The 15,164-nt window shown below is 37.4% G+C and carries 16 protein-coding genes; 15 read left to right on the top strand and 1 reads right to left on the bottom strand.

What is annotated here, in order from left to right; genetic code table 11:
• Positions 1-37: 37 nt before the first annotated feature.
• The 13 genes from T498_RS0108850 (at position 38) to T498_RS0108790 (ending at position 12,642) form a co-directional block, all read left to right on the top strand.
• Positions 38-736, top strand: a complete 699-nt coding sequence (locus T498_RS0108850; RefSeq protein ID WP_028235604.1) for an acyl-[acyl-carrier-protein] thioesterase — start codon at positions 38-40, stop codon at positions 734-736.
• Complete coding sequence (locus tag T498_RS0108845; protein ID WP_028235603.1) at positions 736-1,569, top strand: CvfB family protein; 834 nt, start codon at positions 736-738, stop codon at positions 1,567-1,569. Before T498_RS0108850 ends, T498_RS0108845 begins: the two co-directional genes overlap by 1 nt.
• Positions 1,570-1,572: 3 nt before the next feature.
• Positions 1,573-1,947, top strand: coding sequence for a RidA family protein (locus T498_RS0108840; RefSeq protein ID WP_028235602.1), 375 nt, complete (start codon positions 1,573-1,575; stop codon positions 1,945-1,947).
• 20 nt (positions 1,948-1,967) lie between these two features.
• Entirely contained in the window at positions 1,968-2,879 is a 912-nt protein-coding gene (trxB, locus tag T498_RS0108835; protein ID WP_155951048.1) for a thioredoxin-disulfide reductase, read from the top strand.
• A 147-nt stretch (positions 2,880-3,026) separates the two neighbouring features.
• A complete protein-coding gene (locus tag T498_RS0108830; protein ID WP_028235600.1) occupies positions 3,027-4,265 on the top strand; it encodes a C40 family peptidase in 1,239 nt (412 codons plus the stop codon).
• 640 nt (positions 4,266-4,905) lie between these two features.
• Positions 4,906-5,994 (top strand): PucR family transcriptional regulator, encoded by a 1,089-nt coding sequence (locus tag T498_RS0108825; protein WP_028235599.1) that lies wholly within the window; start codon positions 4,906-4,908, stop codon positions 5,992-5,994.
• Positions 5,994-6,674, top strand: a complete 681-nt coding sequence (gene ftsE, locus T498_RS0108820) for a cell division ATP-binding protein FtsE (protein WP_028235598.1) — start codon at positions 5,994-5,996, stop codon at positions 6,672-6,674. Before T498_RS0108825 ends, ftsE begins: the two co-directional genes overlap by 1 nt.
• Positions 6,664-7,572: a permease-like cell division protein FtsX gene (gene ftsX / locus T498_RS0108815; RefSeq protein WP_028235597.1), complete on the top strand. Its 909-nt coding sequence runs from the start codon at positions 6,664-6,666 to the stop codon at positions 7,570-7,572. Before ftsE ends, ftsX begins: the two co-directional genes overlap by 11 nt.
• Before the next feature lie 81 nt (positions 7,573-7,653).
• The gene (locus tag T498_RS15400; protein ID WP_051524688.1) at positions 7,654-8,937 is read left to right on the top strand and encodes a S41 family peptidase; all 1,284 of its coding nucleotides are present in this window, start codon (positions 7,654-7,656) and stop codon (positions 8,935-8,937) included.
• A 42-nt stretch (positions 8,938-8,979) separates the two neighbouring features.
• Positions 8,980-10,117, top strand: a protein-coding gene (prfB, locus tag T498_RS0108805) for a peptide chain release factor 2 (RefSeq protein WP_155951047.1) whose coding sequence is annotated in 2 segments (ribosomal slippage) — positions 8,980-9,054 and positions 9,056-10,117 — 1,137 coding nt in all. Because the reading frame shifts where the segments join, the coding sequence is not laid out codon by codon here.
• A 139-nt stretch (positions 10,118-10,256) separates the two neighbouring features.
• A complete protein-coding gene (locus tag T498_RS0108800; RefSeq protein ID WP_242839224.1) occupies positions 10,257-11,540 on the top strand; it encodes a potassium transporter TrkG in 1,284 nt (427 codons plus the stop codon).
• A gap of 8 nt (positions 11,541-11,548) precedes the next feature.
• Positions 11,549-12,193: a potassium channel family protein gene (locus tag T498_RS0108795; RefSeq protein ID WP_028235594.1), complete on the top strand. Its 645-nt coding sequence runs from the start codon at positions 11,549-11,551 to the stop codon at positions 12,191-12,193.
• A 35-nt stretch (positions 12,194-12,228) separates the two neighbouring features.
• The gene (locus tag T498_RS0108790; protein ID WP_028235593.1) at positions 12,229-12,642 is read left to right on the top strand and encodes an acyl-CoA thioesterase; all 414 of its coding nucleotides are present in this window, start codon (positions 12,229-12,231) and stop codon (positions 12,640-12,642) included.
• A gap of 45 nt (positions 12,643-12,687) precedes the next feature.
• On the opposite strand, the gene T498_RS0108785 is transcribed toward T498_RS0108790, so the two are convergent.
• The gene (locus T498_RS0108785) at positions 12,688-13,296 is read right to left on the bottom strand and encodes a formate/nitrite transporter family protein (protein ID WP_028235592.1); all 609 of its coding nucleotides are present in this window, start codon (positions 13,294-13,296) and stop codon (positions 12,688-12,690) included.
• Positions 13,297-13,508: 212 nt separating this feature from the next.
• Between T498_RS0108785 and T498_RS0108780 the strand changes: the two genes are divergently transcribed.
• Together T498_RS0108780 and T498_RS0108775 are read left to right on the top strand one after the other, a co-directional pair.
• Entirely contained in the window at positions 13,509-13,952 is a 444-nt protein-coding gene (locus T498_RS0108780) for an ACT domain-containing protein (protein ID WP_028235591.1), read from the top strand.
• A 4-nt stretch (positions 13,953-13,956) separates the two neighbouring features.
• The gene (locus tag T498_RS0108775) at positions 13,957-15,153 is read left to right on the top strand and encodes a homoserine dehydrogenase (protein WP_028235590.1); all 1,197 of its coding nucleotides are present in this window, start codon (positions 13,957-13,959) and stop codon (positions 15,151-15,153) included.
• Positions 15,154-15,164 lie beyond the last annotated feature (11 nt).

The following is a 15,164-nucleotide window of genomic DNA, read 5'->3' as shown; positions in this document are numbered from 1 at the left end:
TATTCTTTAGTTGGTTATTTAGAAGGTGAGGGATTTTATGTATCAATATATCGATAGGGTGAGTTATAGCGAAGTTGATGCAAATCTTAATCTTACATATTATAGTCTTGTTAATTATATGCAGGACTGCAGTTGTTTTCATTCAGATGAAGTAGGAGTAGGAGTTAGTTATTTATCAGCTCTTAATCTGGGCTGGTTTGTTACTAGCTACGAGATTCACATTAATCGCCTTCCTAAATATATGGAAAAGATTGTTATTTCTACATACCCATATCAGGTGCGTGGAATGATGGCTAGGCGAGTGTACACTATATCAACAGAATCTGGTGAGCTTCTTATATATGCTGATTCTTTGTGGGTGCTTATGGATTTGATTCACACTAAGCCTGCCAGAATCAATGAGGAAATAGAAAATGCATATCCTGATGATGGTAATCGTCCAGAATATGATTTTAGACGTCCAAAACTACGTTATACTAATCCAGGAAAAAAGGTTGGTAAGTTTGTGGTTAATGAACATCTGATAGATACAAATGGCCACATGAACAATTCCTTCTATATTGATTTAACGAGAAGCTATCTTCCTAAAGAAGATTTTTCAGAGATTGATGTTAATTATAAAAAGGCGGCATTGTTATTTGATGAATTAGATGTCTATTTGGTAGAATTAGAGACAGGCTATCAGGTAGTTCTAAAAAAAGAAGACGAGATTTATACGATAGTGGAGTACAAATAATGAATTTAGGCGAAATGCAAACACTTAAAATAGAAAAAAGAGTAGAATTTGGTGTATACCTTTCTGATGGTGCACAGCGTGTTCTTCTACCTAAGAAACAGGTTCCTGAGAATACATCCATTGGTGATGAAATCAATGTTTTTGTCTACAAGGATTCAAAGGATCGATTAATTGCGACTACAGCTACACCAAAGCTTACATTGGGCCAGATGGGTGTCCTTAGAGTAAGCCAGTTAAATAAAGTAGGTGCTTTCTTAGATTGGGGTCTTGAAAAAGATTTATTCCTTCCTTTTAAGGAAATGACAAGACAGCCATCTGAGGATGATGAAATATTAGTCAGAGTATATATTGATAAAAGTGAAAGACTCTGCGCTAGCATGAAGGGTATTTACGAGCTTTTATCTACTAAGCCACCATATCAGGTAGGAGACGAAGTAGAAGCTAGAATATATGAATTTGGTCATGATTTTGGAACATTTGTAGCACTTGAGGATAAGTATTCTGCGATGATTCCAAGACACGAAGATACAAGCAAATATCGTATAGGCGATATAATCATGGTTCGTATCACAGGAATCAAAGAGGATGGAAAATGTGATGTTACAATCAGAGATAAGGCCTATATTCAGATGGATAATGATGCTGAAGCATTATTAGATTTAATTGATAGCTATGCTGGAGTTCTTCCATTTACAGAGAAGGCATCTCCAGAAGTTATAAAAAGAGAAACTGGTCTATCAAAGGCAGCTTTTAAACGAGCTGTAGGTAGACTTTACAAGGAAAGAAAGATTTCCTTGGAAGGTGGAAAGATTAGAAAAATTCAGGAGGAATAATTTATGAAAAAAGTAATTTCAACAACATCAGCACCAGCAGCAATCGGACCTTATTCACAGGCTATTGAAGTAAATGGAATGGTTTACACATCAGGAATTATTCCTGTTGATCCAGCTACAGGCGAAATCCCAGAAGGTGCAGCAGCCCAGGCAGATAGAGTATTTAAGAGCATGAGCGCCCTTTTAGAGGAGGCTGGCTCATCTATGGCTAACGTAGTTAAGACAACAGTATTCATCAAGAATATGGATGATTTTGCTGCAATCAATGAAGTATATGCAAAGTACTTCCCAGAGCCATTCCCAGCTCGCTCTTGCATCGAAGTAGCACGTATTCCAAAGGATGTTTTACTTGAGGCTGAGGCTATCGCCATCAAATAATTAGGAATATAAATCGGAGAATAATTATGATTTATGATGTAATAATAATAGGGGCAGGGCCAGCTGGACTTACAGCAGGTATCTATGGCAAACGTGCAGGACTTTCTACTCTCATATTAGATACAAGTTCTATTAGTGGTGGCCAGATCCTTAACACCTATGAAATAGATAATTATCCGGGCTTTCCTGGGGCTTCAGGCGAAGGGCTTGCAGAGGCGATGAAGAATCACTGTGAGAAATTAGGTGTTGAGTTTGCCAGAGGAAAAGTTTCTTCTATTATAGATAAAGGTGATACAAAAGAGCTTGTCACCAAAAAAGCTACGTTTACAGCAAAGTCTGTAATTATTGCCACTGGAGCTTCCAATAAAAAGCTTGGATGTCCAGGTGAGGAAGAGCTTTCTGGTGTAGGAGTATCTTATTGCGCTACATGTGATGGGGCTTTCTTTAAGGAAAAAGAGGTTGCTGTTGTAGGTGGCGGAGATGTTGCCTTGGAAGATGCATTATACTTGTCGCGCTTTTGCACAAAAGTTCACTTGATTCACAGAAGAGATGAGTTCCGTGGAGCTATGGTTTTGCAGAATCATGTCAAGGCAGTTGATAATATTGATATTATCTATGACACTGTTGTTGAATCAATTAATGGAGAAGATTCAGTAAATTCTCTTCATATTAAGAATGTAAAAACGGGCGAAGAACGAGATCTTGCAGTTGAGGGAGTTTTCATAGCTGTCGGCACAGAGCCTAACACAGCAAAGATTGAAGGGCTTCCTGAGCTAGACTCAAGAGGATATATTATTGCAGGCGAAAACTGCGAGACATCTAAGGCTGGCATTTATGCAGCAGGAGATGTCAGGACAAAGCAATTAAGGCAGGTTATTACGGCTACAGCAGATGGGGCCAATGCAATTTTCTCTATACAAAAACAACTATAAATCAGTAATTACTAAAATGTTACAAATTTAGATATATAAAAGCCTGAGAAAAGGCGGCTAAAGTCATGCTTGACATCAATGCTATTAGATTATATAATGTCAACAGTTGTAATAAGTTTGTAACAAATTTGGAGGTTTTTTTACATAATGAATTTAAAACTAACAAAAGCTGTCAGTTATACAATAGCTGCATGTGTAGTCGCATCTAGCATTTCACTTTGCTCAGATGCAGCAAGCGCCACATCTGGTGCCAGCGCAATTTCTAGCACTACTGGTGTTTTAGAGACTACTAACTATACAGCATTTGCAGGTGCACAGCTTTCAGTTAACGATATGCTTGCTAGTGCAACATCTATCTCTACTGAGACTCAGCTTGCTGAGAATGAGACAGAGTGGGTTGCTACAGCAGAAAATCCATACGCAAATATAGCAATCGCTCAGGTTGATAATTACGTATATATCCGTGAAAGTGCTTCATCGGATAGCGATTACGTAGGTAAGCTTTATAACAAGTCTGCAGCTACTGTTTCTGAGACAGTTGAAGCAGAGGATGGTACATGGCTTTGCATTACATCAGGTGATGTTACAGGTTATGTAAAGAGCGAGTATGTAGTTCAGGGTAACGAAGAACTTGCAAAGGAAATGTCTAGACGAGTTGCTACAGTTACTACCACAACTCTTTACGTTAGAGAGGAAGCTACTACAGATTCAGATGTAATCGATTTACTTCCACTTGGAGATGATCTTACTATTATAGATGAGTCTATGGAAGATTCAGGTTGGGTAAAGGTTACATGTAACGCTGGAGATGGTTATATCAGCACAGATTACGTTGATATTTCTACAGAATTTACAGTAGCTGAATCTAGAGAGCACGAAGAAGCTCGTCTTGCTAAGGAAGAGGCAGACAGAATTGCAGCTAAGGAAGCAGCAGAAAAAGCTACTGCAGCAGCTAAGAACTCTAAGTCATCAGAGTCTTCATCAAGCTCAAGCGAGTCATCATCATCTTCTTCATCAAGCAAGAGCTACTCAGCTCCATCAGGATCTGACGGAAGCGCTGTAGTATCATATGGTTCACAGTTTGTTGGTAATCCATATGTATATGGTGGTACATCACTTACAAACGGAACAGACTGTTCAGGATTCGTAATGAGCTGCTATTCAGCATTTGGTGTTAGCTTACCTCATTCATCTAGCGCACTTCGTAGTGTTGGTTATGGCGTATCTTATGATGAGATGCAGCCAGGTGATATCGTTTGCTACTCAGGTCACGTAGGTATTTACGCTGGTAATGGACAGCTTTTACATGCGTCTACATACAAGACTGGTATCACATATTCAAATGTTAACTACAAGAACATTCTTGCAATCAGAAGAATTTTCTAAAGACTATAAAAGCGCCGTGTTATGCGGCGCTATTTTTATGCCCTAAAAACGTTATGTAAAACGACATAGTAGAAGTGAAGAGGATAACGATAATATTTCATTAATATATGAACAATTGTCAGAAAACTACTCAAATCGTTTATGGGCGAAAAATTTAAAAAGTGCACAAAAAATCTATAAGTTAAAATGAAATATAATTAAAGGAATTGTGGATATGAAATATTTTTTCAACAGGATTTCACAGAATTATCACGTAAAATCGGACTTGTAAACCGTTTATCCACTTTATCCACAGAAAAATTGAGTAAAATCGAAAAGTTATCCACAAAAACCGTGAACATAGGTTTTGGATTATATCTACAAAACTTGCAAAATTGACAAAAAAACTTGACTTTAAAAGGTTAAATCATCTGTGAAAAATTCTGTATATTATCTGACAACTATTCAAATTGAACGAACATAGGGTGTTCAATCTAAAAGAATTCATATGTTTCATTTGTGAATTTGCATAAATAAAAGAGAGATAAGTATTCCAATTTTTGGTTATTTATATTAAAATGGGCATAGGTTATGTGAATTTGTATGCAAAAAAGTCATTTGATATTGTTCATATTGACTATAAATCTAGGAGGTAATCCATATGATTTCTAACCAAATCATGCAGAATACAATTGAGGGGCTCCATCAGCTTACAAAGGTTGATTTAGCAATTACTGACGCTGACGGAGTTGTATGTGCGTCTACATTTTCTGATACTGCACAGCTTTCAGATGCTGTTTCAGGTTTCGCTGCATCTGAGGCGGATAGTCAGGTTGCTTTGGGATATCATTTCTTTAAAGTCTTTGATGATTCCCAGTTGGAGTTTGTGATTTTAGCTCATGGCGATGATGAGCAGGCTACTACTGTTGGAAAGATAGCAGCTTTCCATATTCAGGAGCTCATGATTGCTTACAAGGAAAGATTCGATAAAGATAACTTCATTAAGAACTTATTGCTAGACAATCTTCTTCTTGTAGATATCTACAATCGCTCTAAGAAGCTTCATGTTGATACTAACGCTAGACGTGTGGTAATGATTGTTGAAGTGGGCCCAGAAAAGGATGGCGATGAGCTTGATAGAGTTCGTTCGGTATTTGGCGGCAAGACAAAGGATTTTGTTACAGCTGTTGATGAGCACAATATAATCGTTGTCAAAGAGCTTGGCGAGAATGATACATACGATGATATAGAAAAGATTGCAGCTGTTATTATTGATGCATTCCATGATAAGGATTCAAAAAACATACGTGTATCATACGGTACAGTTGTTGGCGAAATTAAAGAAGTATCTCGTTCTTACAAGGAAGCTAATATGGCTATGGATGTTGGCAAGATTTTCTTTAGCGATAAGAAGATTATTGCCTATTCAGCTCTTGGTATTGGTCGTCTTATTTATCAGCTTCCAATTCCACTTTGCAAGATGTTTATCTCTGAGATTTTTGATAACAAATCACCAGATGATTTTGACGAGGAAACACTTACAACTATAGCTAAATTCTTCGAAAATAGTTTGAACGTATCTGAAACATCTCGACAGTTGTATATTCATAGAAATACACTTGTGTACAGATTAGACAAATTAGAGAAGAGTACAGGCCTAGATTTGAGAGTTTTTGAGGATGCTATAACATTTAAAATAGCGTTGATGGTTGTTAAGTACATGAAGTATATGGAGGACGAGAAGTTTTAATGATACGATTAGATCACGTTAGTAAGTCATATGAGGTTGGCAAGCCAGCCTTGGAAGATGTGACTATTCATATTGATCCAGGCGAGTTCGTGTTTATAGTTGGTGATAGTGGTTCTGGTAAGTCTACTCTCATCCGATTATTACTTAAAGAATTAGAGCCTACAAAAGGAAAAATATATATTAATGGTCAGGACCTTAAAAAGGTTACCCACAAAAAGGTGCCTAAATACAGAAGAAATGTTGGTGTCGTTTTCCAAAATTTCCGCTTATTGCCAGACCGTAATGTTTATGAAAATATAGCTTTTGCTATGAAGGTAGTTGAAGCACCTAATCGCGAAATAAAGAAAAAAGTTCCTATGATGCTTTCGCTAGTAGGACTTGCTGCTAAATATAAATCAAGACCTAGCCAGCTTTCAGGTGGTGAGCAACAGCGTGTAGCTATTGCAAGGGCTCTAGTAAATGATCCTAAAATCATTTTAGCTGATGAGCCTACTGGAAACCTTGATAGCGATAATACATGGGAAATCATGAAGCTGTTAGATGAAATCAATCAGCGTGGTACTACTGTCCTTGTTGTTACTCATAACATGGAAATAGTTAGAGCCATGAATAAGAGAGTAATCACTATTAAAAATGGCGTGGTAGTGAGTGATGTTGGAGGTGAAGAATATGAAGATTAGTACCCACATCTACAACATCGGCCAGGGATTAAAAAATGTGTGGAGAAACAAGATGTTTTCTCTTGCATCAATTGCCACAATGACAGCTTGTATTTTCTTGTTTGGTATATTTTATTCGTTAGGAACCAACTTCCAGGCTATGGTTAAGACTGCAGAGGAAGGCGTTGCAGTTACAGTATTTTTTGATGAGGGAATATCGCAAGCTCGCATCGAAGAAATCGGTGGTGAAATATCAAAAAGACCTGAAGTTGCCAGCTATGATTTTGTATCGGCAGAAGACGCTTGGGCAGAATATCAGGAGGAATACTTTGGAGGCAACGAAGCTTTAGCAGCAGGATTTGCAGATGATAATCCACTTGCAAATTCAGCGAACTACGAGATTTATCTTTCTGATGTAGCGATGCAATCCACTTTAGTGTCATTCCTTGAAGGATTGGATGGTGTTCGCCAGGTTAATAAATCAGAAGTTGCTGCAAAGACACTTACAGATATAAATAGAGCAATCACAATTGTATCTATGGCTATTGTCATCATACTTCTTGCGGTATCAGTTTTCTTGATTAGCAACACAGTTATGGTTGGTATTTCTGTTAGACGAGAAGAGATAGCTATTATGAAGCTTATAGGAGCTAAGGATGCATTCGTAAGACAGCCATTTGTTGTCGAAGGTGTATTTATTGGTCTTATCGGTTCGGCTATTCCACTTATATTGTTATATTTTATCTACGGAAAAGTTATTAGCTATGCAGCTAACGAATTTAACTTCCTTAGCAACATGGTAAACTTTATTCCAGTTGAAACAATTTTTAGAACCTTAGTACCTATTTCATTAGTGCTTGGTATTGGAATTGGTTGGATTGGTTCTAGGGTGACATTACACAAGCATCTTAGAGTGTAGTTAATATGATTGATTGGGGAGTGCCTTAGCGAAAGCTTTGGCACTTTCATCAGTATTAGAGATAATTAGAAAGGCAGAATAATGAACACTGAAATGGAAAACTTTTATTCACCTGAAATTAAGCCTAAATCAAAAAAGTGGCCTGTAGTTCTAGGCGTAGTTCTAGGCGCTATGGTGGGCGCTGGTCTTGCGGTGGCTGGAATGCTATTTGTAAAAAACAGCGAGCAAAAGGCTATAGAAGAATCTTCTCAGGACATAATGCAGGCTATCAATAAAGATATTGATGATAAGGATTTATTAAAGGGGGATTCAAGCAGTAAGCTTGAGCTTTTAATCTACATTATTGAAAACTATTATTATAAGGATGTAGAAGATCAGGATATGATTGACGGCATATATGCCGGTTTGGTTGAAGGCTTGAATGATCCATATTCTGAATACTATACACCAGAAGAGTATGAGGATTTGATGAGCACACTTACTGGCAACTATGCAGGTATCGGAGCTATGCTTCAGAAGAACACCGACACAGGTGCAGTTACTATTACAAAGGTGTACGAAGACAGTCCTGCAGAAAAGGCTGGCTTGAAAGAAGGCGATAGTATTGTTTCTGCAGATGGTAATCTTGCAATAGACGAAAATCTTGATGAATTTGTTCAGCACGTAAGAGGTGAGGAAGGTACAGATGTTGCCCTTGTGATTGAGCGTGATGGTGAGAAGTTTGATGTCACATGCACTAGAGACACAATATCTGCACCAACTGTAGCTTACCAGATGCTTGATGGTAATGTTGGTTATATCCAGGTATCTCAGTTTGCAGAACATACATATGACGATTTCGTAAAAGCATACGAGGATTTGGAAAAGCAGGGAATGACTTCGGTTATTTTTGATATGAGAAATGATGGCGGTGGACTTGTTGATTCAGTAGTAAAGATGCTTGATTATTTGCTTCCTGAAGGAACAGTAGTGTATACCATGGATAAGGAAGGCACAAGAGAAGATTTCACATCAGATGCCGATACTCATAAAGATATTCCAATGGTTGTGCTTGTAAATGAGAACACAGCTTCAGCGGCTGAAATCTTTACAGGAGCATTGAGAGATTTTGATTATGGTACTATAATTGGAACAACCACTTACGGAAAGGGCGTAGTTCAATCTACTATCCCACTTAAAGATGGTTCTGCAATTAAGCTTACAACTCAAACATACTATACACCTAGTGGAGAGTGCATCCACGGTAAGGGAATCACACCAGATATTGAGCTCGAGTTCGAGTTTTTAGGTGGCGAAGATGATGAGTATAGTGTAGATTTAGATAATCAGATTCAAAAGGCTTTAGAGGTATTATCTAAGGAATAAACTTTCTACAAGCATGTGTGAAATAAGAAAAGAGGTGATTTCGTGATAGAACTTGATCAGTTCAAACAGCGACTTGTGTCGCAGAAAAATTCTATGACGGAAGTGAGGGATTCACTTTGACGTCGCAGCTAAAAAGGCGCGTATAGAGGAATTGGAGCGCGAGATGGAAGCTCCAGATTTCTGGACAGATGCAGCACAATCATCAGCAAAAATGAAAGAACTGAAATCTATGAAAGATGATGTTGCTGTAATAGATAAGCTTGAGGATCTCTACAAAGAAATAGAAGATTATATTGAGCTTGGCAATGAAGAAGAGGACCAGGAAATTGTAGATACTGTTGCTCTTCTCATTGAAGAATTTGAAAACGATTTAGAAACTCTTCGAATGAAGACACTGCTTTCAGGTGAGTATGATGCCGATAGTGCGATTGTTACATTGCATTCTGGAGCAGGTGGTGTAGAAGCCTGCGATTGGGCGGCTATGCTATATCGAATGTACAGCCGTTGGGCATCGGATGCAGGATTCACAGTTGAAGAGCTTGATTATCAGGAAGGCGATGAGGCTGGAATTCAGTCTGTTACCTTCGAAGTTGTGGGTGAGAATGCCTACGGATATATGAAGTCTGAAAAAGGTATACATCGCTTGGTACGTATTTCTCCATTTAATGCCCAAGGCAAGAGACAGACATCATTTGCATCTTGCGATGTTATGCCAGATATAGAAGAAGATGTAGATGTTGAAATTAGGGATGAAGATATCCGTATAGATACATATCGTTCTTCAGGCGCTGGTGGTCAGCATATCAATAAGACAAGTTCAGCTATTCGAATCACACATTTCCCTACAGGAATTGTAGTTACTTGTCAGAACGAACGAAGCCAGCATCAGAATAAAGATAAAGCCATGCAGATGTTGAAGACCAAACTTCTTCTGTTAAAGCAAGAAGAAAATGCTGCTAAGGCAAGTGGCATTAGAGGCGAAGTCTCTGATATCGGATGGGGCAATCAAATCCGTTCTTATGTATTGCAACCATATAAAATGGTTAAGGATTTGCGAACAGGCGAGGAATCTGGCAATGCAGATGCGGTATTAGATGGCAAACTTACTCCATTTATGAATGCATATTTAAAATGGCTTTCACTGGGATGCCCAGATAGAGGGGCAATGGATGCTGATTAGCATTGATGTAATGTGGGAGTTATGATGAAAAACTGATTTATCGGGAGAATATATATTAATGAAATCGTTAAAGCTTTCATCGATTCACTTAATACCATTAAGCTTTCTTATTACGATTGTGGTAGGAGGGCTTATTTTGATGTTACCAGTATCATCATATGATGGTAGTTGGTCTGGTTTCATTACATCTTTATTTACTTCAACAACGTCTACCTGCGTTACAGGATTGACCGTTGTAAACATTTCTACGGAGTACAGCTTATTTGGACAGATTATCATCCTGTTATTAATACAAATAGGTGGATTAGGTGTAATCACTGTAGTATCAATGATTATGCTTATCACTCAAAAGAAGTTCTCTATTGCAGATAGAAAAATGCTGCAGGATTCATTGAATCTTCAAACTGATGTTGGTGTACTGAGGCTGCTTATCAGGATTTTTAAAGATGTGGCTAAAGTGGAAACCTTTGGCGCAGTTCTTTACTCTATAGTATTCGTACCAGAATACGGAGCAATAAAAGGTGTATGGTATTCGATTTTTACATCTATTTCAGCTTTTTGTAACGCAGGAATAGATGTGTTTGGAGATACAAGCTTAAGTGATTATTCGTCAAACACATTAGTGATGGCTACAACCATGTTTCTTATTGTTATGGGTGGCTTAGGATACGTTGTTTGGTTCGATATGTCTGAAAAGATAAAATACGGAATCAAAAAGCGGTATAACCCATGGGTGATAATAAAAAGATTTAATGAACATACTAAGCTGGTATTGAGCGTAACCCTTGCATTGATAATGATTGGTGCAATTATGGTATTTTTGGCTGAATACAAAAATCCAAACACAATAGGCGAGTATTCTCTATATGATAAAATAATAAATAGCTTGTTTGAATCAATTACATTTAGAACCGCAGGATTTTCGTCTTTTGCTCAGGAAAAAATGACGGATGTTTCTTGTGTAACTTCGTACCTTTTGATGTTTATTGGAGGTTCTCCAATAGGTACTGCAGGTGGAGTCAAAACGGTAACAATATATTTATCATTGCTCAATATCATTTCTTATATTCGTGATGATAATCAGACTATTGTATTTGAACGAAGAGTTACCGAGGAAAGTATGAGAAAGGCTACTGTAATTGTATCTGTTGCGGCATTTACAATCGTTGTTCTTACTCTTGCACTTATATCTACCAATACAATCGGCTTGCAGGATGGATTGTACGAAGTTATAAGTGCTTCGGCAACAGTTGGTCTTACTAGAGGTCTTACTGGAAATCTTAATACTATCGGAAGAATTATCATAATTGTTGCCATGTATTTAGGCAGAATAGGACCTATTTCTCTTGCAATCTTTTTTGCAGGAAAAAGACATAAAAATGATAAATGTAGATATTTAGAAGGAAGCTTCTTTGTAGGATAGGAGATAATATGAAAAAATCGATTGCGGTATTAGGCCTTGGAAAATATGGAATCAGCTTAGCTAAGAATATGTACGATATGGGGGCTGATGTACTTGTTGTTGACCAGGACCAGGATAAACTTAAAGAAATGAATGGCTACTGCACTACTGCCATCTGCGCTGATATTACAAATGAAGATGAAGTTGTTTCTCTTGGCTTAAAAAATATGGATATAGTTGCTGTTGCAATGGCTGGTAACCTTGCGGCTAGTATCATGGCTGTAGCTGTAGCCAAAGAGCACGGAGTTCCACTTATTGTTGCTAAAAGTTCATCAGACAGAATGACTCTGATTCTTAAAAAGATTGGTGCAAATAAGGTAATTGTTCCAGAGGAGTACGGCGGAGAGCAATCAGCTAGAATTCTTTCATCAGATACATTCTTGGATTACTTTAAAGTTGATGGAAATCTATGTATGATTGAAATAAATCCTCTTGCTAAGTGGGTTGGCAAAAACATGATGGAATTGAACGTCAGAAAGAATTATAAAGCTAATGTAATTGCATTAAAGCGTGGTTCAAGTTGGAAGATTCTTAATCCGGAAGAGGCATTACAAGCAGATGATTTACTTCTTATTGTTCTTGAAAGAAATGATTTAAAGAGATTGAATAAGTAATTATTGATGTGACGGTGTTACCTATAGGAGAAAATATGGCATTCAAAGAATATAAACATACAGTTCACTATTATGAAACTGATAAGATGGGGATTACACATCATTCCAACTATATTAGATGGATGGAAGAGGCTAGAATCGATTTCTTGGCACAAGCGGGATGGCCTTTTGACAAACTGGAGGAAATGGGTATGGTATCACCTGTGCTTAGTGTAACCTGCGACTACAAAGTTTCTACCCGTTTTGCAGAAGATATATACATTACTGTAGGTGTTAAGGAATTCAAAGGTGTGAAGCTTTTCCTTTCTTACGAAATGAGAAATGAGGAAGGGAAGGTTGTATGTGTTGGCACTACAAGCCATGCATTTTTAAATCAGGAAGGCAAGCCTATCAAGGTGAAAAAAGAATACCCTGATTTTTATAAGTCTTTAAGTGAATTAGTTCAATAAACTCTCTAAAAAAGAGTCATGGCACCATGACTCTTTTTTATTTTGCTATTTAATTGATTTGAAAGCGTAGTTAATGCAAATGCCTCCTACGGAGTTTCCGGCAGTAATAATAAGGAGCCTTATAAGCATATCGCTGGAGTAAGTGAATGTTAAATTGTAATAAAACATGTCTGCGACGCAGTGCTCTGTTCCAGCTAATATAAATCCCATTACCCCAAGAATAATCGACATATATTTTCCAATCATATGTTGATTATTTTTGAATTCATCCACAGCAATGTAGATAAAAATGTTACAAAGAACTCCAAGCAAGAAAAGGCTTAGATAAGAGTCGCTATTCTTAATATCGCAAAGTCCTTTTGCTTTTTCGAAAAGTGCTGGATAAGCACGTGTATTTTTGATAATAAAAGCAAGAATAAAAGTACCGATAAAATTTCCTATCCAAATAGAAATCATGTCTGTAATAGAAGGTCCATTTTTATCGATTGTATAACACACTTTTCCAGTGAATAAGTTTAGGCTCATAGTGAGAACTAGAAATAGTCCAATGCTAAATAATGCGGAACCATTCACTTTGTCATCAACTGAAAGAAAAATAAGACCACCAAGCCCAATAGAGAATCCAGCTAAAATTGATTTTGAAAGAGATTTCATGATTAATAATTCTCCTGATATTTATTATTAGTTGTTTTATAATAATTATAATGATTAGCCCTATCTAAATCAACTTAGTCTTAACAAACTTAAAATTATTGCACAAATATAAAAATAACCTGATTTAATAGCTTGCATTAGTGCAGAATAAATGATATTATCTTCTGAGCAAATACAAATGTATTTGCAGGAAAGACACTCATGGAGGAATTATGGCAGAGAAAACTACTTATTTTGTAATTAAAGAAAAGGCCGTACCGGAAGTTTTGCTTAAAGTAGTGGCAGCTAATAAGCTACTTGCTACAGGAAAGTGCGCGTCTGTTCAGGAAGCTACAGAACAGGTGGGGATTAGCCGCAGTTCTTTCTATAAATATAAGGATGACATATTCCCTTTCCACGAGGACACTAAAGGAAAGACTATAAATATGGTTATCCAGCTTGAAGATGAGCCAGGTATTTTATCAAGAGTGTTAGATGAGATTGCCCATTTCCGCGTTAATATCTTGACTATTCACCAAAGTGTGCCTGTTGGAGGTTTTGCAACACTCACACTTTCTGTAGATGTTTTGGAAGATTCGGGTGATTTCACCGAGTTAGTTACCGCAGTTGAAAATGTAGAAGGTGTCCATTACGTAAAAATATTAGCAAGGGAGTGACAGCATGAAAGTAGCAATAATGGGCTATGGAACAATCGGTTCCGGTGTAGCAAAGGTTCTTGACACAAATAAGGACATAATCAAAGAGAGATTAGGTGAAGCTTTAGAAATTAAGTATATTCTTGATTTAAGAGAATTCCCTGATGATCCTCATGCAAATTGTTTTGTAAAGGATTATAAGGAGATTGCTAAAGATAAAGAGATAAAACTCGTTGTTGAAACAATGGGTGGAGTTGAGCCTGCATTTACTTTTGTTAAGGCGATGTTGGAAGCAGGAAAATCTGTCACAACATCTAACAAAGCACTTGTTGCAGACAAGGGCGCTGAACTTATGAAAATTGCAAAGGATAACGATGTTAACTTTGTATTTGAAGCGGCTGTTGGCGGCGGTATTCCTATTATTCGTACACTCACAGCTTGTCTTACAGGTGATGTTATTGAAGAAATAGCTGCTATATGTAATGGCACAACAAACTATATGCTTACAAACATGGAGCAGTTTGGTAGCGAATATGCTCAGATTCTTGCAGAGGCTCAGTCATTAGGTTATGCAGAAAAAGATCCTACAGCAGATGTTGAGGGACATGACAGCTGCAGAAAGATTGCTATTCTTACATCTCTTGTTGCAGGAAAGAATGTTGATTATACAGAAATCCCTACAGAAGGAATCAGCAAGATTTCTTCAACAGATTTCAAATATGCAAAATCAATGGGCTATAGCATCAAGCTTATTGCCAAGAGCACTAAGGTTGGCGATACATATTCATGCCGCGTAGCTCCATTTTTAGTAAAGCCTGATCAGATGCTTTACCATGTATCTGGTGTTATGAATGCTGTATCAGTTCGCGGAAATATGCTTGGAGAATCTATGTACTACGGCGCTGGCGCAGGTGCACTTCCTACAGCATCAGCAGTAGTAGGCGATTTAGTATTTTTAGCTAGAAATGTAGATAAGCATGTAAGAATTGGATGGGCAAATGAAAAGCTTGAGCTTTCTAATCCATCTGAACAGAAATATAAATATTTCGTTCGTACATCAGCACTTCAGTCAAATATCGAGAATGAATTTGAAGAAGTTAAGTACACTGACTTAGATTTAGACGACGAGACAGGATTCATCACAGCGGAAATGACAGAATCAGAGTTCAACGAGCGTAAGACTGCACTTGGCGGAGTTATTTCTGTTATCAGATTTTACTAATTAGTTTGGCG

The sequence above is a fragment of the Pseudobutyrivibrio sp. MD2005 genome (assembly GCF_000621865.1).
GTDB lineage: Bacteria > Bacillota > Clostridia > Lachnospirales > Lachnospiraceae > Pseudobutyrivibrio.
Note: the sequence above shows the minus strand (reverse complement) of the source record. Positions and strands in the feature narration are given on the sequence as shown.